The organism is Pseudomonas putida (assembly GCA_029953615.1).
In the GTDB taxonomy this organism is placed as follows: Bacteria; Pseudomonadota; Gammaproteobacteria; order Pseudomonadales; family Pseudomonadaceae; genus Aquipseudomonas.
Genome location: CP124529.1, coordinates 495,485 through 518,051 on the forward strand (window position 1 = coordinate 495,485; position 22,567 = coordinate 518,051).

16 protein-coding genes and 2 pseudogenes are annotated in these 22,567 nt (G+C 66.3%); 9 read left to right on the top strand and 9 right to left on the bottom strand.

All coding sequences use genetic code 11. The annotated features are described in order from the left end of the window. Nucleotides 1-26: 26 nt before the first annotated feature. From QIY50_02315 to QIY50_02325, 3 genes are all read right to left on the bottom strand, one after another. On the bottom strand, nt 27-1,352 hold the full coding sequence (locus QIY50_02315; protein WGV21144.1) for an MFS transporter: 1,326 nt from the start codon (nt 1,350-1,352) through the stop codon (nt 27-29). A gap of 71 nt (nt 1,353-1,423) precedes the next feature. Beyond that, a complete protein-coding gene (locus QIY50_02320; protein ID WGV21145.1) occupies nt 1,424-1,903 on the bottom strand; it encodes a histidine kinase in 480 nt (159 codons plus the stop codon). Between the two features lie 168 nt (nt 1,904-2,071). Further along, a complete protein-coding gene (locus tag QIY50_02325; GenBank protein ID WGV21146.1) occupies nt 2,072-2,548 on the bottom strand; it encodes a sigma-70 family RNA polymerase sigma factor in 477 nt (158 codons plus the stop codon). A gap of 323 nt (nt 2,549-2,871) precedes the next feature. Between QIY50_02325 and QIY50_02330 the strand changes: the two genes are divergently transcribed. The 3 genes and pseudogenes from QIY50_02330 to QIY50_02340 all read left to right on the top strand — a co-directional run bounded on the left by QIY50_02330 (nt 2,872) and on the right by QIY50_02340 (nt 7,418). Then, on the top strand, nt 2,872-4,044 hold the full coding sequence (locus tag QIY50_02330) for an efflux RND transporter periplasmic adaptor subunit (GenBank protein ID WGV21147.1): 1,173 nt from the start codon (nt 2,872-2,874) through the stop codon (nt 4,042-4,044). Continuing rightward, the gene (locus tag QIY50_02335) at nt 4,045-6,009 is read left to right on the top strand and encodes a MacB family efflux pump subunit (GenBank protein WGV21148.1); all 1,965 of its coding nucleotides are present in this window, start codon (nt 4,045-4,047) and stop codon (nt 6,007-6,009) included. A gap of 3 nt (nt 6,010-6,012) precedes the next feature. Further along, nucleotides 6,013-7,418, top strand: a pseudogene (locus QIY50_02340) (efflux transporter outer membrane subunit). Nucleotides 7,419-7,537: 119 nt separating this feature from the next. Here QIY50_02340 and QIY50_02345 read toward each other — a convergent pair. Beyond that, nucleotides 7,538-9,148, bottom strand: a complete 1,611-nt coding sequence (locus QIY50_02345; GenBank protein WGV21149.1) for a PvdJ/PvdD/PvdP-like protein — start codon at nt 9,146-9,148, stop codon at nt 7,538-7,540. 187 nt (nt 9,149-9,335) lie between these two features. Here QIY50_02345 and pvdM point away from each other — a divergent pair, with 187 nt between their 5' ends. Both pvdM and QIY50_02355 read left to right on the top strand, forming a co-directional pair. Continuing rightward, entirely contained in the window at nt 9,336-10,682 is a 1,347-nt protein-coding gene (pvdM, locus tag QIY50_02350) for a pyoverdine-tailoring dipeptidase-like protein PvdM (protein WGV21150.1), read from the top strand. A gap of 17 nt (nt 10,683-10,699) precedes the next feature. Continuing rightward, entirely contained in the window at nt 10,700-11,986 is a 1,287-nt protein-coding gene (locus QIY50_02355; GenBank protein WGV21151.1) for an aminotransferase class V-fold PLP-dependent enzyme, read from the top strand. A gap of 133 nt (nt 11,987-12,119) precedes the next feature. On the opposite strand, the gene QIY50_02360 is transcribed toward QIY50_02355, so the two are convergent. Then, complete coding sequence (locus QIY50_02360; GenBank protein WGV21152.1) at nt 12,120-13,088, bottom strand: alpha/beta hydrolase; 969 nt, start codon at nt 13,086-13,088, stop codon at nt 12,120-12,122. 140 nt (nt 13,089-13,228) lie between these two features. Between QIY50_02360 and QIY50_02365 the strand changes: the two genes are divergently transcribed. After that, nucleotides 13,229-14,350 carry a cupin-like domain-containing protein gene (locus QIY50_02365; protein WGV21153.1) on the top strand — a complete coding sequence of 374 codons (1,122 nt, stop codon included), beginning with the start codon at nt 13,229-13,231 and terminating at the stop codon, nt 14,348-14,350. Nucleotides 14,351-14,492: 142 nt separating this feature from the next. On the opposite strand, the gene QIY50_02370 is transcribed toward QIY50_02365, so the two are convergent. The 4 genes from QIY50_02370 to QIY50_02385 form a co-directional block, all read right to left on the bottom strand. Then, complete coding sequence (locus tag QIY50_02370) at nt 14,493-15,884, bottom strand: aspartate aminotransferase family protein (protein WGV21154.1); 1,392 nt, start codon at nt 15,882-15,884, stop codon at nt 14,493-14,495. Between the two features lie 218 nt (nt 15,885-16,102). After that, nucleotides 16,103-17,425, bottom strand: coding sequence for an ATP-binding protein (locus tag QIY50_02375; protein ID WGV21155.1), 1,323 nt, complete (start codon nt 17,423-17,425; stop codon nt 16,103-16,105). Further along, nucleotides 17,422-18,105: a response regulator transcription factor gene (locus tag QIY50_02380; protein WGV21156.1), complete on the bottom strand. Its 684-nt coding sequence runs from the start codon at nt 18,103-18,105 to the stop codon at nt 17,422-17,424. The genes QIY50_02375 and QIY50_02380 overlap by 4 nt, the downstream gene beginning before the upstream one ends. Before the next feature lie 120 nt (nt 18,106-18,225). Further along, a complete protein-coding gene (locus tag QIY50_02385; GenBank protein ID WGV21157.1) occupies nt 18,226-18,789 on the bottom strand; it encodes a nucleotidyltransferase family protein in 564 nt (187 codons plus the stop codon). Between the two features lie 286 nt (nt 18,790-19,075). On the opposite strand from QIY50_02385, the gene dsbD reads away from it, so the two are divergent. The 3 genes and pseudogenes from dsbD to dsbG all read left to right on the top strand — a co-directional run bounded on the left by dsbD (nt 19,076) and on the right by dsbG (nt 22,394). After that, nucleotides 19,076-20,791, top strand: a complete 1,716-nt coding sequence (gene dsbD / locus QIY50_02390) for a protein-disulfide reductase DsbD (GenBank protein ID WGV21158.1) — start codon at nt 19,076-19,078, stop codon at nt 20,789-20,791. Next, a pseudogene (locus QIY50_02395) lies at nt 20,791-21,628 on the top strand (TlpA disulfide reductase family protein). Before dsbD ends, QIY50_02395 begins: the two are co-directional and overlap by 1 nt. Nucleotide 21,629: 1 nt before the next feature. Next, nucleotides 21,630-22,394, top strand: coding sequence for a thiol:disulfide interchange protein DsbG (dsbG, locus tag QIY50_02400; protein WGV21159.1), 765 nt, complete (start codon nt 21,630-21,632; stop codon nt 22,392-22,394). Nucleotides 22,395-22,567: the final 173 nt, after the last annotated feature.

Below are 22,567 nucleotides of genomic sequence, written 5' to 3' on the forward strand. Positions count from 1 at the left end.
CTCAATGCCCTACAGCCGTTACCGGCTCATTTGTCACCACACATGATCGGCACCGGCTCCGCCGCAAACGCCAATGGCTCACGACGCCCGAAATACAACGCTGTCAGCAGCCCGACCGTGCCCATGATCAGACAAAAGCCGACACACACCCACGGGCTCCACGGCATCAGCGCGATCAGCGCCAGCGGTGTGGTGCTGGCCCACAGTGCGTAGGCCACGTTGTAGGTGAAGGAAATGCCCGACACGCGGATTTCGGCCGGGAACAGCCCGACCATCACCGACGGCACCACCCCTACCACGCCGCAGGACAGGCCCGCCAGCGCATAGGCAAGCCAGGTCATGCCCCACTGCCCCACCAGGCTGGCGTACAACGCGCCGATGCCCAGCGGCAGCAGCAGGCTGTAGAGCATCAGCGCGCGCCAGGCGCCCACCCGGTCGACCAGCAATCCGGCCAGCACGCAACCGATATTGAGGAAGACGATGCCCACGCTGCTCAGGGCGAAGGTGTGCCCCGCCGTCATGCCGAAGCGCTGCTGCATCACCGTCGGGGTAATCACCACCAGCACCACCACGGCGGACGTCAGCACACAGGTCAGCAGCGCCGCCGGGATCAGCGCCCGGCGGTGTTCGCCCAGCACCCGTCGCAGCGGGAAGCTCACCGGCTGCTCCTGGCGTGCGCGCAGGGCGAGGAACACCGGTGTTTCACTGAGCCAGCGGCGCAGCCACACGCCGATCACGCCGAATACCCCGCCGAGCAGGAACGGATAGCGCCAGGCGTAGTCGAGAATTTCCTGCGGGGTGAACAGCTGCGCCAGCAAGGTCGCGGTCAGCGCCCCCAGCAGGTAGCCGAAGGTCAGCCCGGCCTGCAGGAAACCCAGGGCGTAGCCGCGCCGCCCGGCCGGCGCATGCTCGGCAACGAAGGTCCAGGCACTCGGTACCTCCCCGCCCACCGCCGCACCCTGCAGGATGCGCAGGGCCAGCAGGATCAGCGGCGCGGCATAGCCGATGTCGGCGTAGGTCGGCATCACCCCGATCAACAGGCACGGCAGGGCCATCATCAGGATGCTCAGGCTGAAAACCCGCTTGCGTCCCAGGTGGTCGGCGAAGTGCGCCATCAGGATGCCGCCCAGCGGCCGCGCCAGGTAGCCGGTGACGAAGATCCCGAAGCTTTGCAGCAGGCGCAGCCATTCGGGCATCTCGGGCGGGAAGAACAGCTGGCTCAGGGTCAGCGCAAAGAACACGAAGATGATGAAGTCGTAGATTTCCAGCGCGCCGCCCAACGCCGCCAGGCCCAGGGTCCGGTGGTCGCCGCGGCTGAACCGGGGCGGGCGAGCGGTATCGATGGCAGTCATGGCAGGTTCCGCAAATCGGCAAAGGGCAAGAGGATAGCAAATAGCTGCCCCCTTGCCCCGCCCGCGCGGCTTTAGCGGTTGAACATGCTATTGACGAAATTGGCCCTGGGCCGTGGCCGCGCCGTGGCAGCCGGCATGGTGCCCGGCAGCGGCAGCTTGCCGACCAGCAGCGGCGTATCGATGATCGCCATGAATGCCTCCAGCGCCTCGTTATCGGGCACCTGGGGCAGGCTCAGGCTGACGGCCTGGCGCTCGGTCTGCGGCACCGAGGGCACTTGCAACTGGGCCGAGTGGTAAAGCAGGGCATGCTGGATCTGCGTGCTGACGCGGCAAAAGCGCGCCAGGTCGACCCCGGCACGGCTGGCCAGCTCGATGTTGCCCAACAGCAGGTGGAAAGGCTGCAAGGCACTCAACACCAGGCGCTGCAGCTCCTCGAAGCTGTCCACTGGCGCTATCCGGTAGTAACCCAGGCCGTTGAGCAGCCGCTCCAGTTGCAGGCGCTGGCACGGGTGTGCGTCGGCGATGAGGATGCGCAGCGTCTTGTTGGCCATGGTCGGACCTGGGCAGTTGGGTAATGGGTACGCTCCATGACCATACTGCGCCAGTGAAGGCTGCTGCCAACGCTACGCCTGGCAGGGGTCTTCTTTGATAGAAGTCGGGAAAACCGAGGAAATCAAGTGATCGACTGACGGAATTTGCATTTGCCTTCAACCCGGCGATCAGGATTCCCACTCGCGCATGCGCACCCGGCAGTGCTTCATGGCATTGACGATGTGCTTTTCCACCAGGCTGCGGGAAATTCCCAGATGCTCGGCAATCTGCTGGTGGGACAGGCCATCGAGCTTGCGCAGCAGGAAGCTGTCGCGGCAGACCTTGCTCAGCTCGTCCAGGGCGCGCTGCATCAGTGCCAGGCGCTGGTCGAGCTGCATGTCGTGGGTCGGCGCCGGGGTATGCCAGCGCTCGTCGCTGTCCAGCACCTCCAGCGGCTCGGCCTGGCGCACCTGATGCCGACGGTGGCGGTCGACCACCAGGTTGAGCGCGGTGCGGTAAAGAAAGGCACGCGGGTGCTCGATGCGCTCGCCGTCGGTGCGCTCCAGCACCCGCAGGTAGGCATCGTGTGCCACGTCTTCGGCGGCCTGACGATTGCCCAGGCGCGCGCAAAGGAAACCCACCAGTTCGCGATAGTAATGTTCCACGACGTTACCTGAGATCGTCCTGCCAGCCTATGCCAGAAAGCCTTTTCAGGCAGCAACGCGGGACCGAGTGATGTCAGCGTGCGATCTTACAAATTATAATTATTCTCAGCAACAAGGCGCTTGGAGCAACACCGTCCCTCCCACAGGTATGCGCTCTTCTGTGGGAGCGGGCATGCCCGCGAAGAATTCAACGCGGTGCATGGCACCGGCTGCGCCGGTGTTCGCGGGCACGCCCGCTCCCACAGAGATCGCGCCAATCTTCCCACGCTAAATCCCCCCCTGCCGCTTTCGTCTATCTGGCACCCCCTCGGCTGGATGTCTGCATGAGACCTTTAACCAACACCCGTCGCCGGCTACTGCTCACCGGCCTGGGCCTGCTCGGCCTGGGCAGCCTGCTGGCCTGGAAGGCCCTGCCCTATGGCGCACAGCCGCTGAGCACGGTCGCCGTGACCCGCGCCGACATCGAAAGCAGCGTCACCGCACTGGGTACCCTGCAACCGCGTCGCTACGTGGACGTTGGTGCCCAGGCGTCGGGGCAGATCCACACCCTGCACGTGGAAGTCGGCGACACGGTGCGCAAAGGCCAACTACTGGTCGAGATCGACCCTTCGACCCAGCAGGCCCGGCTGGATGCCGGCCGTTATTCGATCGACAACCTCAAGGCCCAGCTGGCCGAACAACGCGCGCAGTTCCAACTGGCCCGACAGCAACTCAAACGCCAACGCGACCTGGCGGCCGCCGGTGCCACCCGCGACGAGGACGTACAAACGGCTGCCGCACAGTTGAAGGTCACCCAGGCGCGCATCGACATGTTCCAGGCCCAGATCCGTCAGGCCCAGGCCAGCCTGCGCAGCGACGAGGCCGAGCTGGGCTACACGCGCATCTACGCGCCGATGGACGGCACGGTAGTGGCGGTGGATGCGCGTGAGGGGCAAACCCTCAATGCCCAGCAGCAGACCCCGTTGATCCTGCGCATCGCCAAGCTTTCGCCAATGACCGTGTGGGCCCAGGTGTCAGAGGCCGACATCGGCAAGGTCACGCCGGGCATGACCGCCTACTTCACCACCCTGGCCGGCGGCAAGCGCCGCTGGACCAGCACCGTGCGGCAAGTACTGCCGATCCCGCCCAAGCCACTGGAGCAGGCCAGCCAGGGCGGCGGCAGCCCGGCCAGCGTCAGCAATGGCAGTGCCGGCAGCCAGGTAGTGCAGTACAGCGTGCTGCTGGATGTCGACAACCCCGACGGCGCGCTGATGGCAGAGATGACCACACAGGTGTTCTTCGTCGCCGGCAAAGCCAGCCAGGTGCTGACCGTACCACTGGCCGCGCTGGACGACGGCGATGGCCTGCGCCTGGCGCATGTGCTGACCCGCGACGGAAAGGTGGAACAGCGCCAGGTGCGCACCGGCCTCAGCGACCGCCTGCGGGTGCAAGTGCTGGACGGCCTCAACGAAGGCGAACGCCTGGTGATCGGCGCCCCTGGCGTCAGCGGAGGTTGAATGAGCACGCCCCTGATCGAGCTGGTCGACATCCGTAAATCCTACGGCGGCGTCGAAACGCCCAAGGTCGATATCCTGCATGGCATCAACCTGTGCATCCATCCTGGCGAGTTCGTCGCCATCGTCGGCGCCTCCGGCTCCGGCAAGTCGACCTTGATGAATATCCTCGGCTGCCTCGACCGCCCCACGTCCGGCAGTTACCGCTTCGCCGGCAAGGATGTGGCCGAGCTGGGCAGCGACGAACTGGCCTGGCTGCGCCGCGAGGCGTTTGGCTTCGTGTTCCAGGGCTACCACCTGATCCCATCGGGCTCGGCCCAGGAAAACGTCGAAATGCCGGCCATCTATGCCGGCATCGCTGCCAACGAACGCCACGCCCGCGCCAGCGCCCTGCTCGGCCGCCTAGGCCTGGCCAGCCGCACCGGCAACCGCCCGCACCAGTTGTCTGGCGGCCAGCAGCAACGGGTGTCGATTGCCCGGGCCTTGATGAACGGCGGCCATATCATCCTCGCCGACGAACCCACTGGCGCCCTCGACAGCCACAGCGGCACCGAAGTGATGGCGTTGCTCGACGAGCTGGCCAGCCAGGGCCATGTGATCATCCTGATCACCCATGACCGCAACGTCGCGGCGCGGGCACAGCGCGTGATCGAAATCCGTGACGGCCTGATCATCAGCGATTCGGCCGGCGAACAGCCCACGGTCGAGCACGGCCGCGGGCTGCAGGCCGAGCAGCTGCGCCAGCGCCTGGACCGTGGCGCGACTTTGCACGGGGCGTGGAAAGGCGAATTGCTCGAAGCCCTGCAGGCAGCCTGGCGGGTGATGTGGGTCAACCGCTTCCGCACCGCCCTGACCCTGCTGGGCATCGTCATCGGCGTGGCCTCGGTGGTGGTGATGCTGGCCGTGGGCGAAGGCAGCAAGCGCCAGGTCATGGCGCAGATGGCCGCCTTCGGCTCGAATATCCTCTACCTCAACGGCAAGCCGGCAAGCCTGGGCGAACAGGCCGGCACCATCACCCTCGACGATGTCGCTGCCATCGGCCAACTGCCGCAGGTCAAACACGTGATGCCGGTGATCGGCGAAAAGATGATGGTGCGCCAAGGCAACAACAGCCAGCGGTTCTATGTGGGTGGCAACAACACCGGGTTCCCGGAGATTTTCAACTGGCCTGCGGTGCAGGGCGGCTTCTACACCGATGCCGATGAAGCCAATGCTGCCGCGGTGGCGGTGATCGGCCAGAAAGTGCGGGAAAAGATGCTCGACCCTGGCCGCGACCCTGTGGGGCAGTACCTGCTGATTGGCAATGTGCCGTTCCAGGTAGTCGGCATCCTGGCCGCCAAGGGCGCCAGCTCTGGCGACCAGGACAGCGACGGGCGCATCGTGGTGCCCTACTCCGCTGCAGCCATCCGCCTGTTCGGCCAGCGCGACCCGGACTACATCGCCGTTGCCGCCCTCGACTCCACGCGGGTCAACGAAGCCGAAGCGGCCATAGACAAGCTGCTGCGCCAGCGCCACAACGGCCGCCAGGACTTCGAGCTGACCAATGACGCGGCGCTGATCCAGGCCGAGGCGCGCACGCAGAACAGCCTGGCGCTGATGCTGGGGGCGATCGCCGCGATTTCGCTGCTGGTGGGCGGCATCGGCGTGATGAACATCATGTTGATGACCGTGCGCGAGCGCACCCGTGAAATCGGTATCCGCATGGCCACCGGCGCGCGCCAGCGCGACATCCTGCGGCAATTCCTCAGCGAGGCAGTGATGCTGTCGATGGTCGGCGGCCTGGCCGGCATCGCCCTGGCCCTGGCCATCGGTGGCGGCCTGATGCTGGCCGAAGTGGCGGTGGCCTTTGCCCTGCCCGCCATGCTCGGCGCCTTCGCCTGCGCCGTCGTCACCGGCATCGTGTTCGGCTTCATGCCCGCGCGCAAGGCCGCACGCCTCGACCCGGTCAAAGCCCTTACCAGCGAATAACCCATGACTCTGCCAAGCCGCATCAGCCTGTTGACCTTATGCGTATGCCTCGCCGCCTGCAGTACGCCGCCCACCCCCGCCAGCGGCATCGCCACGCCACCTGCCTGGCAAGGCGAGGTCGCAACAACCTCGCCACAATGGCCAACGGCCCAGTGGTGGCAAGCCTTCGCCAGCCGCGAGCTCGACCGCCTGGTGCAACACGCCCTGCACAATGCCCATGACCTGGCCGCCGCCACGGCGCGGGTGCGTCAGGCCCAGGCCCGCGCGGTCATCGCCGGCGCCCCGCTGCTGCCGGAGCTGACGCTGGGCCTGAACGGCAGCCGCCAACGCCTGCTGCACGGTGAGGGCAACGACCAGCTGGATGTCAGCAGCAACGAACCCACCAGTACCTCGTTCGACATGCAACTCAGCGCCAGCTACGAAATCGACTTCTGGGGCGGCCTGCGGGCGACCCGCGACAGCGCTCTGCGCAGCCTGGATGCCAGCCGCTTCGACCGCCAGACCGTGGCGTGCTGACCCTGGTCAGCGCGGTGGCCGACAGTTACCTGCAAGGCCTGGCCCTGCAGGAGCAGTTGCGCATTGCCCGCCTCAACCTGCGCAATGCCCACGATGTGCTGGGCCTGGTCGAGGCACGCCAGCGCAGCGGTTCCGCCACGCGCCTGGAGCTGGCCCAGCAGCGCAGCCTGGTGGCCGCGCAGCAACGCCAGTTGCCGTTACTGGAACAGAAGTGGCAAGACAGCCGGGTCACCCTGGCGACCCTGCTCGGCGAACCGGTGCAGGCGCTACCCGCCAGCCAGGAGGCGTTCATCACCCTGCAATGGCCCGCCATAGGCAGCGGCGTGCCCAGCGAACTGCTCACCCGCCGCCCGGACATTGCCGCGGCTGAAGCACGCCTGGCCGCCGCCAGCGCCAACGTGCAGGTCGCCCGCGCCGCCATGCTGCCCAAACTCACCCTCGGGGCCAATCTGGGGGCTGGCGCCAATACCTTCGCCCACTTGTTCGACAGCGCCTACTACACCCTCACCAGCGGCCTGGTCGCGCCGGTGTTCAACAACGGCCGGCTGCGTGCCGCGCGTGAACTGGCCGAGGCTGAGCAGGCAGAGTTGCTGGAGGCCTACCGCAGCAGCATCCTGGCCGGTTTTGCCGATGTCGAAAAAGCCCTCAATGCGATCCACGGCGTGGACCGTCAGCGGCAGTGGCAGGATGACGAGGTGGCGCAGGCGCGGCTGGCGTTCGACCTGGCGCAGCAGCGTTATGGCGCGGGAGCGGAGACGTTGTTGAGCGTGCTGGAGACCCAGCGCACTTTGTATGCGGCGCAGGAACAGCAGGCACAACTGCGTCTGGCCCGGTTGCAGGGGAGCGTGGCGTTGTACAAAGCCTTGGGGGGTGGGTGGGTGGTCAGCCAGTAAGGTCGCCTGTACCGGCCCTATCGCCGGCAAGCCAGCTCCCACAGGGCCTGCGCCGGGCTCAAGGCATGCGCTGTACCTGTGGGAGCCGGCTTGCCGGCGATAAGGCCGGTAGGCAGCGACTAGCTCCGCACCTTCAGGTTGCGCGCATACCACGGCCGTTGCGGTACCTTGGGCCGCAGCTTGTCGAGCAGATCGTCATCGCTGTAGATGATGCGCAACGCCAGCTTCATGGTCTCCGGGTCCATCTCTACACTGCGCCCGGGCCGCAAACCCGGCACCGTCGAGCAGCCGTGAGTATCCGGCCCCAGCCACGGATCCGCCACTTGCACCCAGCGCCCTGGCGCAAACCATGGCACGCCATTGACTTCCAGTCGCCGTACCTCGCCCGGGTGCAACCGCTCATGGGCGTGGAACCAGTCCTCGATGCGGTCGTCGATCCAACCGTGAAAGTGCCAGAACACCGGGTTCACATGTGATGAAAACGGGTCACCGAGAAAATCGTTCTGCTCGGCGAACCAGCGTTCGGCAAAATCATCCGGCGTGCGCGCCGTCGGTACCGGCATGCCGTTGGACGGGTCACGCGGCACCGATGCCCAGCGCATGTGCAGCCAGTCGTGCAGGCCCAGTTCCACCTCGGAACCGAACTGGCCCAGGGTCAGGGTGCTGAGGTACTCCGGGTCGGTGTAGCGTGACTCCCAGACCTGGAAGTTGCCATGGAAGGTATCCGGTGTCTTGATGTCGCGCACCCACTGGGTGTATTCCGCATCACCGCTGGCCAGCCAGGTGGGCGGCAGGGCATTGCCGTCATGGTTGTCGAAGTAGCGCGCGAACCCGGCGCGGTCGCGCTCCAGTTCCGGCTGCGGCAGCGGGAAGCGCGGCCATGACGGCAAGTCCTGCAGGGCACGGGCACTGCCAAGCATGTGCCGGTGCATGAAGAAAAAGTCCTCGCCCGAGCCGTTGCGGTCTTTGTGCCGGCCCCGCGCGTCACGCTCGCGGTCACGCGGCCCGGGCTGCCAGCCCAGGCCACGCAGGGCGGCCTGCTTGTCCTTGCCCAGCTTGTGCCATTTGTCCCGCGACGCGTGCCACAGCTGGTGGAACAGACGATGCTCCGGGGCTATCAGCCAGGCCAGCAGTTGCGGGTTCAGCGGGGTACGCTCGCGCGCCTCGGGGAAGGTGCGCTTCAAGGCCAGGAACTGGTTATCCTCCACCGGCAATGTCAGCGCGCGGTCCAGGCGTGCAATGCGCCCGTTCAGGGTCGCCGGCCCGGCGTTGCCGAACCGGCCCCAGACCTCGTCGAGCACGATGTGGCATTCATAGCGGGCCCGGGCCGAAAACAGGCGCCAGCGCAGGGTGCCCGGTTTGTCCGCCAACAGGTCGCCTACCACGCGGTAGCGCGGCTCTTCCTGCCCACGCAGGCGCTCAGGGGTATCCAGGTAACCGCGCAGGGCGCGCCCACTGGTTGTCACATCCAGGAACAGCTCCAGTTCACCTGTGGGAAGGCCGTCCAACCCCGCATCCTTGCCCTGCAGGGTCCAGCGCCAGATCCCGCGCAGGGTATCGCCCAACTGCTGCAGGCGGGTATCGGCCAACTCGACGACGGCCTCGCCAGGGGTTTCCGGGAATTCCTCGGCGGCACGCTGGCGCTGCACATACAGCGCCCCCAGCGCACCGGGCACCACCACACCCGTCAGTGCCACACCGGCGATGAAACCGCGTCGGGAAATCGTCATTGCATACCTGTGCATTCATTGCGGCCATGGGGCACGGCCCGTCCAAGGCTAGAACGTTGCACGGCAGGTGAAATTTAGCCGCGTACAGGGAGCATACGCGGCTAAATTTCCCGGGCGCGAGCTCGTTCACTGCAGGTAGCGGCGGCCTCTGTGCCCATCCCTCGACGGTGAACCTATTGAGACCAAGATGACGACTCCACGCTGGAAGAAAGCCCTGTTTATCAGCCTGGCCACGGCGGTTGCCGCTGGCGCCGGGTTCGCCGCCTGGCACTACTTCGCCACACCTGCCGGCTATTCCAGGGAGGTGACCCGCCAGGCCAACGACCTGCAGGAACGCATCATCTCGTTCGACAGCCATGTCACCCTGCCACTGACCTTCGGCACCGAGGGCAGCGAGGCCGACAAGGATGGCGATGGCCGCTTCGACCTGGCCAAGGCCGCACGCGGACGTTTGTCCGGTGCGGCCCTGACCATTTTCGCCTGGCCAGAATCCTGGACCGGTGACGATGCCCCGCACCGCCCCACCCCTGGCTTCGTCGAGGCCGCCCGCCACACCCAGGAAGTGCGCTACAACGCCATCACCGCCATGGTTCGCGACTTCCCGCAGCAGGTGGGTATTGCCTACACCCCGCAAGACATGCGGCGCCTGCACGGCGAAGGCAAGTTTGCGGTGTTCCTCAGCATGCTCAACGCCTATGCACTGGGTGATGACATCGACCAGCTCGACCGCTGGGCTGCGCGAGGCGTGCGCATGTTCGGCTTCAGTTACGTGGGCAACAACAGCTGGGCCGATTCCTCGCGCCCGCTGCCGTTCTTCAATGACACCGCCGATGCCCTGGACGGCCTGTCGCCGGTCGGCAAGCGCGCCGTGCAGCGCCTGAACGACCTGGGGGTGATCATCGATGTGTCGCAAATGTCCAGCAAGGCGCTGGCCCAGGCCATCGCCCTCAGCCGCGCACCGGTGGTGGCCTCGCACTCGGCGCCACGGGCGATGGTCGATATCAGGCGCAACCTTTCCGACAAGGAGCTGCAGCTGATCAAGGGCAGCGGCGGCGTGATCCAGCTGGTGGCCTTCTCCACCTACCTCAAGCCCTTGAGCCGCAAGACCCAGGACAAACTCAACGCCCTGCGCGCCCGCTACGACCTGCCGCCACTGGCCAACCTCGACTACGCACTGATGCCCGGTGACCCGGTGATCGCCGGCTGGCCCGAACAGAAGGTCGGCCAATACGCCAACGCGCTGTACGGCATTCTCGAGGAAGAACCGCCGGCCACGCTCAAGGACTACGGCGACGCCATCGACTACACCGTGCGCAAGGTCGGCATCGACCATGTCGGCCTGAGCTCGGACTTCAACGAAGGCGGCGGCATCGACGGTTGGCAGAACGCCAGTGAAGCACGCAACGTCACCGCCGAACTGATCAGCCGCGGCTACTCCGAAGCGGATATCGCCAAACTCTGGGGCGGCAACTTCCTGCGGGTGTGGGAGCAGGTGCAGCGCGCCGCGCAACCTGTCGCCACCTCATCCCCCTGACCCTTGCGAGCCATTTGATGAACGATCGTCGCACCTTTCTCAAGCAGGCCGGCCTGCTTGCCGCCGCCCTGCCCCTCACAGGCCCACTGCTGCCGGGCGCCCAAGCGGCAGCTGCACCACCTGTGAACGCCGGCGACTGGGCCGCGTTTCGCAACCTGTTCGAGCTTGACCCGGCGTACGCTCACTTTGCCAACTTCCTGATCACCTCGCACCCACGGCCCGTGCGCGAAGCCATCGAGGCGCTGCGTGCCCGCTTCGACCGCCACCCGGCCCGCATGGTCGACTGGGACAGCCAGTCGGAGTGGAAGCACGAAGCCGCCGTGCGTGAATGGGCCGCTCGCTACCTCGAAGTGACACCCCGGCAAATCGCCCTGACCGGCAGCACCACCGAAGGCCTGGGGCTGATCTATGGCGGGCTGAAGATTGCCCCGGGGCAGGAAATTCTCACCACCGTGCACGAGCATTCGGCCGCCCGTCATACCATGGGTTTTCGCACCCTGCGCGATGGCACAACGGTGCACCGGTTGCGCCTGTTCGACGAACCCGCCAAGGTCAACAGCGACCAGGTACTGGCCACCCTCGCGGCGGCCATCGGGCCAAAAACCCGGGTGCTGGGCATGACCTGGGTGCACTCGGGCAGTGGCGTGAAACTGCCCGTAGGCGAGATTGGCGCGCTGGTGCGCGAGGTCAATCGCCAGCGTGACGAGCACGACCAGATCATCTACGTGATCGATGGTGTGCATGGTTTCGGTGTCGAAGACATGCGCTTTGCAGATCTCAACTGCGACTACTTCATCGCCGGCACCCACAAGTGGATGTTCGGGCCACGGGGTACCGGGATCATCTGCGCGGCGTCCACGGAAATGAAGCAGCTGAACCCGACCATTGCCACCTTTTCCGAGAATGAGGATTTTGCCACGGTGATGACGCCCGGGGGCTACCACGCGTTCGAGCACCGCTGGGCATTGGGCAAGGCGTTCGAGCTGCACCTGCAGCTGGGCAAGGCGGCGGTGCAGGCGCGGATTCACGGGCTCAATGGCTATCTCAGGCAGCGTCTTGAAGTGCTGCCGGGGGTCGAGCTGGTGACACCGCGCAGCACGCAGTATTCGGCGGGGTTCACCTTCTTCCGGGTCGCCGGGCAGGATGCTGACGAGATTGCCCGGCACCTCAACAGCCAGCGCATTGTGGTCGATGCAGTGTCGCGGGATGTCGGGCCGGTGGTGCGGACGGCGCCTGGGTTGTTGAATACCGAGGCGGAGATTGAGCGATTGGTGGAGGTGTTGAAGCGCTACCTGCGCGCTTGAAGGTTGCCTGTACCGGCCCTATCGCCGGCAAGCCGGCTCCCACAGGTACTGCACATGACTTGAAGTCGGTGTGGTCGGGGTGGGAGCTGGCTTGCCGGCGATGGGGTGCAACGTGCCCCCCGGCGAAGCCAAGTCAGGACTGGCCGCCGACCCGCTTCAACCACTCCCCGACATCCCGGTAAATCTCGTCCACCTGCCCGACGATCCCCGACATGCGCAAGAAGTCATGGGTCAACCCCTCGACCCGGGCAAAGGTCACCGCCGTGCCCCCCGCCAGCAGCCAGTCACGATAGGCCATGCCTTCATCATGCAACGGGTCATATTCGGCCACGAACAGGTAAGCCGGTGCCAAAGGCTGGCGCAGCGTCGACAGCAACGGCGACACCCGCCAGTCCTGGCGCTGCACGGGCAGCGGTGCATAGTGCTGGTAGAACCACTCCAGGGTGGCCGTTTCCAGCAGGTAGCCCACGGCATGCTCGCGATGGGACTCACGCTGGCAGGAAATATCGGTCACCGGGTAGAACAGCAACTGTGCCTGCGGCTTGAACGCCAGCGCCTCGGGCTGCTCCACCGCGGTAATGGCCAGCACCGCCGCCAGGCTCGCGCCCACGCTGTCCCCTGCCAGCACCACCCGGCGATTGTCCAGGCCCAGCGACGCCGCCTGCTCGGCCAGCCAGTTGGCCGCGTCCAGCGCGTCGTGCAGGGCCACCGGGAACTGCTGCTCCGGTGCCAGCCGGTAGTCTGCCGCCAGCACCGCGAACTCGCCCAGGGCTGCCAGGCGGCGGCACACCGAGTCATGCGAATCGAGGCTGCCGACCACGTAGCCGCCGCCATGCAGGTACAGGATCACGGGCTGCAAGGCAGCCCCCGCATCGCCCCGGCGGTACAGACGAGCAGCCAGGCAGGCACCGTCGCGCGCGGTAATCTGCAACTCGCTGGCCATGACGTTGCCGGGCGGGCTCGGGTCGAGCACCTGCGAGCTGCCTTCGAACTCGGCACGGGCCTGGGCCACATCCATCGCGTGCATGGGCAAGCTCCTGCCCGTCAGCCGGCCAAATTCGACCAGTTCCAGAAATGCTGCCAGATTAGGGTGCAGTGCCATATGGGTTCCTTGGGTGAAATGTAACTCGAGCCTCCCTACGGGACGTAGCAGCATGGCGAAAAATTACCCGCCCACACGGCTAAATCGTTGGTGCGGGCACTCGTCATTCCTGCACAACGAAAGACCGCCAGAGGCATACCGTGGACCTTCAGAGCATCCTCAGCAAACTGTTCGACAACGCCCATGCCGTCGGCATCGAAGGCGTCTTCCAGTTCGTCTTCAGCCAGGACCGGGCCTTCTGGTCGGAGGTGCGCGACAGCAGCCGCACCGGCGCCGGCCGGCACAGCGCCCCGGACGTCACCATCGAGGTGGCCGAGCGTGACTTCATCGGCATCATGGGCGGCACCGCCAACGTCGAAGAACTGTTCGCCAGCGCCCGCCTGAAGATCAGCGGCAACATGGGCCTGGCCACCCTGCTGCCGCAGATCATCAGCAACGCCCGCCGCGGTGCGCCGGCGACCAAGGTGTCGATGAACCAACGCTACCCGACACCGGCACGCTTCAGCGAACGGCTGTCGGCCGCGCAACCGGCACAGCGCGAGGTGGCACGCATTGCCCGCGCCGACCTGTCGCTGGCGCGCTTCCAGAGCGAATACCTTGAGCACGGGGCGCCGGTGGTCATCAGCGATGCCCTGCAGGACTGGCCGCTGTTCACCATGGGCCGCGAAGCTTCGCTGGAACATTTCGCCGAACTGCAGGGCATCACCCGGCACGGCGACTACGTGAAGAAGACCTTCTCCACCGACCGTGACTTCCGCTCCACCTCCATGGCCGACTTCATCGCCTCGCTCGACACCCCTGCCAAACCCGGCGAAACCCCGGCCTACATGGGCAACAACATCGTGCCGGAAAAGCTGCTGACGCTGATTCGCTTCCCGCAGTATTTCGCCCGCGACAAGTTCATTGCGCCGCGCATCTGGATCGGCCCCAAGGGCACACTGACGCCATTGCATCGCGACGACACCGACAACCTGTTCGCACAGGTATGGGGGCAGAAGTCGTTCATCCTTGCCGCGCCGCATCATCGCCCGGCCCTGGGCACCTGGTCGACCAGCCCCAAGGGCGGCCTGGACGGCTGCGACTTCAACCCCGACGCCCCGGACTACCAGCGTTTCCCGGCGGCGCGCGAAGTGCCGTTCCTGCGCGTGGTGCTGCAGGCCGGTGACCTGTTGTTCCTGCCTGAAGGGTGGTTCCACCAGGTGGAGTCTGTGACCACCTCGCTGTCGGTGAACTTCTGGGTGAACTCTGGGCGCGGCTGGTAATCAGGATTACCAGGGGGGCGCTTTGCGCCCCTATCGCCGGCAAGCCAGCTCCCACAGGGACTGCGCCGACCGGAAGACTTGCGCTGTACCTGTGGGAGCCGGCTTGCCGGCGATAGGGCCGCGCAGCGGCCCCGGCAATCGGTCAGACCGCCGCGATCAGCGCCTCGGCAAACCGCTGCGCGACCTCATCGATCTGCTCGCCACTGATGATCAACGGCGGCAGGAAGCGCACCACCGCCCCATGCCGCCCACCCAGCTCCAGGATCAGCCCGCGCCTGAGGCACTCACGCTGCACCTTCGCCGCCAACTCACGGTTGGCCGCCGGATGCCCAAGCGCATCCCGCTGGCCTTGCGTATCCACCAGTTCCACCCCAAGCATCAGGCCACGCCCGCGAATATCACCCAGCTGCGGATAATCCCGCTGCAACTGCTGCAGGTGCTGGCGCAGGCGCTGGCCCATGGCCTCGGCATGCTCGGCCAGACGATGCTCTACCAGGTAACCGATCACCGCCGAGCCCGCCGCCATGGCCATCTGGTTACCACGGAAAGTGCCGGCGTGGGCGCCCGGCTTCCAGGTATCCAGCCAGTCGCGGTACACCACCACTGCCAGCGGCAGGCTGCCGCCAATGGCCTTGGACAGGGTGACCACGTCCGGGACGATGCCGGCATGCTCGAAGGCGAACATGCGCCCGGTACGGGCAAAACCGCTCTGGATCTCATCGACGATCAACGCCACGCCGGCCTGCTCGGTGATACGGCGTACACCCTTGAGCCACTCGATATCGGCCGGGATGACCCCGCCCTCGCCCTGCACCACTTCCAGAATGACCGCCGCCGGCAGCGGCACGCCGCTTTCCGGGTCGAGCAACAGGTTTTCCAGGTAATGCAGGTTGGCCCTGACCCCGGCTTCGCCGCCCAAACCGAACGGGCAACGGTAGTCGTAGGGGTACGGCATGAACTGCACACCGTTGCCGAGCAACGCCCCCAGCGGCTGCTTTGGCCCATGGCTGCCCATCAGGCTCAGCGCCCCCTGGCTCATGCCATGGTAGGCACCGTGGAAGGCCAGCACGGTGCTGCGGCCGGTTGCGGTGCGCACCAGCTTCAGTGCGGCTTCCACCGCATCGGTTCCGGTCGGGCCGCAGAACTGCACCTTGGCTTCACGGCGCAACGCCTCGGGCAGCACGCCGAACAGGTCCTGGACGAAGCGGTCCTTGACCGGCGTGGTCAGGTCCAGGGTGTGCAGGGGCAGTTCATCGGCCAGTACCTGCCGGATCGCCTCGACCACCACCGGGTGGTTGTGGCCCAGCGCCAGGGTGCCGGCGCCGGCCAGGCAATCGATGAACTGCCGGCCTTCGACATCTTCCACATGGATACCCCGGGCGCGCTTGAGCGCCAGCGGAATGCGGCGCGGGTAGCTGCGGGCATTGGACTCCTGTTGCTGCTGGCGTTGCAGCAAGGGTGAATCGGTGAACTCGTACAAGACACGCGGCGTGTTGGCCGGCGGGACCTTGGCAAGGCAGGAAGCGGTGGGCATGGGTGAATCCTCGCAAGCAAGCGAAAGTGCGGGTGTTCGTCGCTTGAAAAACGCTTGAGTGCGGGGAGGATTTAGCGGTTGTTACTGTATTTTACTCTGCCTGTGCCGGCCCTTTCGCGGGCTTGCCCGCTCCCACAGGGATCGCATGCATCTCAGACCCTGTGCAGTACCTGTGGGAGCGGGCAAGCCCGCGAAAGGGCCGGCACAGACAGTGAAGATTAGCTGGCCGAACGCGCCGGCACCTGCAACAACACCCGCAACCCATCACTGCGGCTGTCAAACTTCAGGCTGCCAGCACAACGCTGCACGATCGCCTGCACGATCGCCAGCCCCAACCCGCAACCACCACTCTGCCCGTTACGCCAGAAGCGCTCGGTCAGATGGTCAAGGTCCGCCTCGGCAATCCCCGGGCCGTGGTCACGTACCATGAAGCCGACCTGGCCGTCAGCCATCTGCACCTCAAGCTCCACCGCCTCATCACCGCCATGGCGCAGGGCGTTGTCCAGCAGGTTGCGCAGCGCTGCCACCGCCAACGGTGCCGGCATGCCCAGGTAAATCTGCGTGGCCTCTTCCGGCAAGCGCAGCACGATGCGCCGGTTGTCGCCGCCACCGGCATCCTGCACCGCCTGGCGGGCCACCTGCTCGGCGCTGCACTGCACGCCATCCTCGAACGACAGGCTGCCCTCCACCCGCGCCAGCATCAACAACTGCTCCAGCGTGCGGTGCATGCGATCGGCGCCCTGCTCGGCATGCTCCAGCGCCTGCTCGCGTACGGCGCCATCGGTCATCCGCGCTACCTGCAGATGGGTCTTGATCGCCGTCAGCGGGCTGCGCAGTTCATGCGCGGCATCATCGGTCAGGCGCCGTTCACGCTCGATGGTCTGGGCAATGCGCAGGAACAGCTGGTTCTGGGTTTCCAGCAACGGTTGCAGTTCGCTGGGCATGCCCGCCACCTGCAGCGGCTCGACACTGTCCGCGCGCCGGCGGCGCAGGGCATCACGCATGCGGTTGAGCGGCTCCAGGCCTTTGCCCAGGCCGATCCACAACAACCCCAGGCTGCCAAGCAGGGCCATCAGCACCGGCGCCGAGGCCGCCAGCAGGATCGACTGGTTCAGCGCCTCGCGCTCCATGTGCCGGTCGGCGGTGGTAATGCGCACATCGCCATGGTTGTAGGTGAAGGTGCGCCACAGCGCGTCGTCGATGGTCTGGTCACGGAAACCGCTGCGCTCATCGTCCATGGCGCCATCGTGCTTGTGGTTGCTGGCAAGGATTTCGCCACGCAGCGAGCTGACCTGGCAGGCCATGCCATCCGGCACGCTGAACTGGTCGGCGGAAAAGTGCGCCTCCCCGCCCTTGGCGGTCAGCGGCTGCGGCAGCTGGTCGATCAACCCGGCGACCATGCGCGCCGAAGCCACCAGGCGCTGGTCGAGGGAGAACATCATCTGCTGGCGCAGGTCGCGCAGCATCCACGCGGCGGCCAGCACCCAGATGATCACGAAGGCACTGCCCAGGATCAGGCTCAGGCGTACCCGCAGGCTCATGATGCGGCCCCCTCCGGCGCCTGCGCCGGGCCCAGGCGGTAGCCCAGGCCGCGCACGGTCTCGACGATGCCATTGCCCAGCTTGCGCCGCAGATGGTGGATATGCACGTTCAGGGCATTGCTCTCGACTTCGTCGCTGAAGCCGTACACGCAGTCTTTGAGTTGCTCGCCGGACAACACTCGCCCCGGGTTCTGCAGCAGCGCCTGCAACAAGGCCTGTTCACGGCGCGACAGGTCGACCGGCTGCCCTGCCAGCGTTGCCTCGCAGCTACTCGGGTCGTAACGCAGCGGGCCGTGTTCGATCACGTTCACCGCCCGACCGGCCACCCGCCGCAGCAGGGTGTGCAGGCGTGCGGCCAGCTCGCGCAGGTCGAACGGCTTGAGCAGGTAGTCGTCGGCGCCGGCCTGCAGGCCATCGACCCGGTCGGTGACCGCGTCACGGGCGGTGAGCACCAGCACTGGCAGTGTCTCGCCTTTCTCGCGCAGGCGGCGCAATAGCTTCAGGCCGTCTTCGTCGGGCAGGCCAAGGTCGAGGATCATCACGTCGAATTGCGCTGCCTGCAGCATCGCCCGCGCATCGGCGGCGTTGCCCACCCGATCCACGGTCAGGCCCTGGGCGGTAAGGCCGGCGCAGATGCCGGCGGCGATCAGGTCGTCGTCCTCGCAGAGCAGAACGTGCATGGTGGGGCTCCCGGAGTGGTCTCGCTGGCATTGCACTATGGGGGGATTAAGGGGGGATTATGGACCTATTGTGGGGTGGATTGGGGTGTTCGTCTTGGGGGTGGTGGCGAACACCAGGGCCTAAAGCAACCCCTGCGGCGTATCTACATCCAGCAACACCCCAGCATCCTCCACTTCAACCACCAAGCAACAATCCCGGTGCGCCCGCACCACCGCGCGCGCCCCTTCATCCCCGGCCAATTGCTCCAGTGCCGGCCAGAAATCGCGCCCGAAGATCACTGGATGCCCCTGCTTCCCCGCATGCCGCGGTAACACGATGCTCGATGCACTGGCGGCTTCCGCCAACTGACGCAAGCTTGCCGCTTCGATCCAGGGCATATCACCCAGCAAGATCGCCACCGCCTGCGCCTTGCTGTCAGCTAACGACCTGGCGCCGGCGGCCAGGCTGTGCCCCATGCCCGACGCCGCATCCGGGCTGACGATAATCCGGCAATCGGCAGGCAAGCCAAAATCCTCGCCCCACTCGCCCGCGCGCAACACCACGCGCACATCATCGAATACTGCCCGAGCCCGTTCCACACTATGGGCCAGCAGGCTGCGACCATCAGCCAAGGTCGCCCGGCGCTTGTCGGCACCGAAACGCCGGCCGCTTCCTGCCGCCAGCACCAGCGCGACCACGCTCACAGCGCTACCCGGTGCTTTATGGAGGTAGCCCTGGAGCCCATTTCACCTATATCGACAATCTCAGCAAGCATGGTCAGGCCAACGATTTTTCCGAATCATGAGCCAATGCAACCATTGCCATGTCGGCATGGCAAGCCCCATTGGCGATGACGCCAAGTGAGGCTGTCGCGGCTGGCCTGGCATCGCGTTGCGTTCCACAGCACTGCCCTTTGCAGGAAGTGTTTAACCTTGGGTTAATCGACCCAAGCCAGCATGACACCTTTCAATGTGCTGCCAAGGCGAAGACATGCGCATCCTCCTGCTCTTCCTGACACTGCTGCTGGCCGGCCCGTTGCAGGCCAACCCGTTCGCTGTCAAACCCGACTTCCTGCCGGTCAACCAGGCCTTCGTGCTGACCCACGACCGCCAGGCCGATGGCCAGATACGCCTGTTCTTCCAGATCCAGCCAGGCTACTACCTGTATCAGAAACGCCTGAAATTCGACGGTCTGCCTGCCGAGCACCACCCGCAACTGCCAGCCGCCCTCAACCATCACGACGAGTTCTTCGGCGACAGTGCGGTGTACCGCGACCAACTCGAACTGCTGCTTCCGGCCGATGCCCAGGGCCAGCTGCGCCTGGGCTGGCAGGGCTGTGCCGACGCTGGCTTGTGCTACCCGCCGCAAACCACGCTGATCGAGCTGGGTGGCAGTGTGGCGCCGGCGGCCGAACAAGCCAGTGACCAGGCATTGGCCAGCGACCTGCAACAAGGCCACCTGGCCTGGAGCCTGCTGGCGTTCTTCGGCCTGGGCCTGTTGCTGGCCTTTACCCCCTGCACGCTGCCGATGCTGCCGATTCTCGCCGGGCTGGTGCTGGGCAATGGCGCCAGTGCCCGGCGCGGCTGGGTGCTGGCGGGGGTCTATGTACTGAGCATGGCCCTGGTTTATGCCGCCCTCGGCGTGGTCGCCGCGCTGCTGGGTGCCAGCCTGCAGGCCTGGCTGCAGCAACCCTGGCTGCTGGGAAGCCTGGCGGGGCTGTTCGTGCTGCTGGCCCTGCCGATGTTCGGCGCCTTCGAACTGCAACTGCCTGCCGCCCTGCGTGACCGCCTGGACCGTGCCGGGCAAGGCACCCGTGGCGGCAACCTGTATGGCGCAGCACTGCTCGGCGCGCTGTCTGGCCTGCTGATGGGCCCGTGCATGACCGCGCCGTTGGCCGGCGCGTTGCTGTACATCGCCCAGAGCGGCGACGTGCTGCAGGGAGCGCTGGTGCTGTTCAGCCTCGGCTTGGGCATGGGCGTGCCGCTGCTGTTGCTGGTGACCCTGGGCAACCGCTACCTGCCCCGCCCGGGCGCCTGGATGAACCGGGTCAAAGGCGTGTTCGGCTTCGTGTTCCTGGGCATGGCGCTGTACACCGTGCGCGGCCTGCTGCCCGCAGCCTTGCTGCTGGCCCTGAGCGGCGCCTTGCTGATCGCCCTGGCCTGGGCCGCCTGGCCAGCCCTGCAGCGGTTGCCGGCGTTGCGCGCAGTGCCGCTGCTGGGTGCCCTGTGGGGCGGCCTGCTGCTGGTGGGTGCTGCGGCCGGTGGCGACGACCTTTGGCAGCCGCTGCGCCCGTTCGCCGCTGGCGCGGCTGCGCCGGCCGCCGGCCTGCACGCCGAGGACGCCTTCGTCACCGTCAGCCGCCCCGAAGACCTGCAACGCGAACTGGATGCGGCCAAGGCCCGTGGCGAGTGGGTGATGCTCGACTACTATGCCGATTGGTGCGTGTCGTGCAAGGTCATGGAAAAACAGGTGTTCGCCCGCAGCGACGTGCAGGCCGGCCTGGCCGGCGTACACCTGCTGCGCCTGGACGTGACCGCCGACAGCCCGGCCAGCAAAGCCCTGCTGCAGCGCTACCAGGTTCCCGGCCCGCCCAGCATCATCTGGGTTGGCCCGGAAGGTGACGAACGCCGAGCGCGGCGCATCACCGGTGAAGTGGATGCGGCGGAGTTCCTGCAACACTGGGCCCAGACCAGGAGCCAAGGCTGATGCTGACCGTAACCCTCGGGCCACTGACCATGGCCCTCAACCACCTGCTGATGCTCACCGCCCTGGTGATCGCCAGCGTGGTCGGCTGGTGGGTCGCCCGGCGTGGCGGCGAGAGCCCGGAATCGGCCCTGTTCAACCTGTTCCTGATCGGCGTGCTGTGCGCCCGTGCCGGTTTCGTGCTGGCCTACTGGCCGATGTACCGGGACGACCCGCTACAGATCATCGATATCCGTGATGGCGGTTTCCTGTTCTGGTCGGGCCTGGCCGGTATCGTGCTCGGTGCCCTCTGGCAGGGCTGGCGCAACCCGGGCCTGCGCCGCCCGCTGGGTTGGGCGCTGTTCAGCGGCGCGCTGTTCTGGGGCCTGGCCAGCCTCGGTGGCCACCTGTACAGCAAAGGCACCGAGCTACCCGAACTGAGCCTGCGCAACGCCAGCGGCCAATCCGTAGCGTTGCACAGTTACCGCGGCAAACCGTTGGTGATCAACATCTGGGCCACCTGGTGCCCGCCCTGCCGACGCGAAATGCCGGTGCTGCAACAGGCGCAAAGCGCATACCCGCACGTGACCTTCCTGTTCGTCAACCAGGGCGAGACCCCGGAAAACGTCAGCACCTTCCTCGCCACCACCGGCCTGAGCCTGACCCACGTGCTGTTCGACGGCACCGGCCTGCTGGCCCAACGCGTCGGTTCCATGGCCCTGCCCACCACCCTTTTCTACGACGCCGACGGGGCGGCTGATCGGCAGCCACCTCGGCGAGCTGTCCCGGGCCAGCCTGCGCCACGCCCTGGAGCCTTTCGACCGGGCCATCGCGCCCGCCCCTGCCGCACAAGGAAACTGACATGCGATTGACTGCACTGCTGCCCCTGCCCCTGTCCCTGGCCCTGCTGGCTGCCCCCGCCCTGCAGGCCGAAGAACTGCCCAAGGCGATTCAGCAACTGCAAGCCAAGGGTGCCGTGATCAAAGGCAGCTTCGACGCGCCCAATGGCCTGCGCGGGTATGCCGCCGAGTACCAGAATAACGGCCTGGCGCTGTACCTCACCCCTGACGGCAAGCATGTACTGGTCGGCAGCCTATTCGACGAGCAGGGCAAGGACCTCAGTGCCGAGCCGCTGAAAAAGCTGGTATATGCGCCGATGAGCAAGGAAATCTGGGCGAAGATGGAGAAAACCGCCTGGATCGCCGACGGCAAGGACGATGCACCGCGCAAGGTGTACCTGTTCAGCGACCCCAACTGCCCGTACTGCAACATGTTCTGGGAGCAGGCGCGCCCGTGGGTGGAGTCGGGCAAGGTGCAGTTGCGCCATATCATGGTCGGCATCATCCGCGAAGACAGCCCGGGCAAGTCGGCGGCGCTGCTGGCGGCGCAAGACCCGGCCAAGGCGCTGCAGCAACATGAAAAGGCCGGCAAGGCCAGCACGCTGAAACCGCTGGAGCAGGTGCCGGAGGCGGTGCAGCAGAAGCTGGCGGCGAACATGGCGCTGATGGAAGAAATGGGCTTGCAGGCGACCCCGGCGATTTTCTATCAGGATGAACAGGGCAACCTGCAGAGCCAGCAAGGCGCGCCGCGGCCGGAGTTGCTTGGGAAGATTCTTGGCAAGCGCTGAAAGATGCGGCGTCTGCACCGGCCTCTTCGCGGGCTCGCCCGCTCCCACAGGTAATGCACCTGCCCTGAAGGCTGTGGTGATCCTGTGGGAGCGGGCGAGCCCGCGAAGCAGCCAGCTCGGTGCATGGCACCGGCTGCGCCGGTGTTCGCGGGTGAACCCGCTCCTACCGGGAC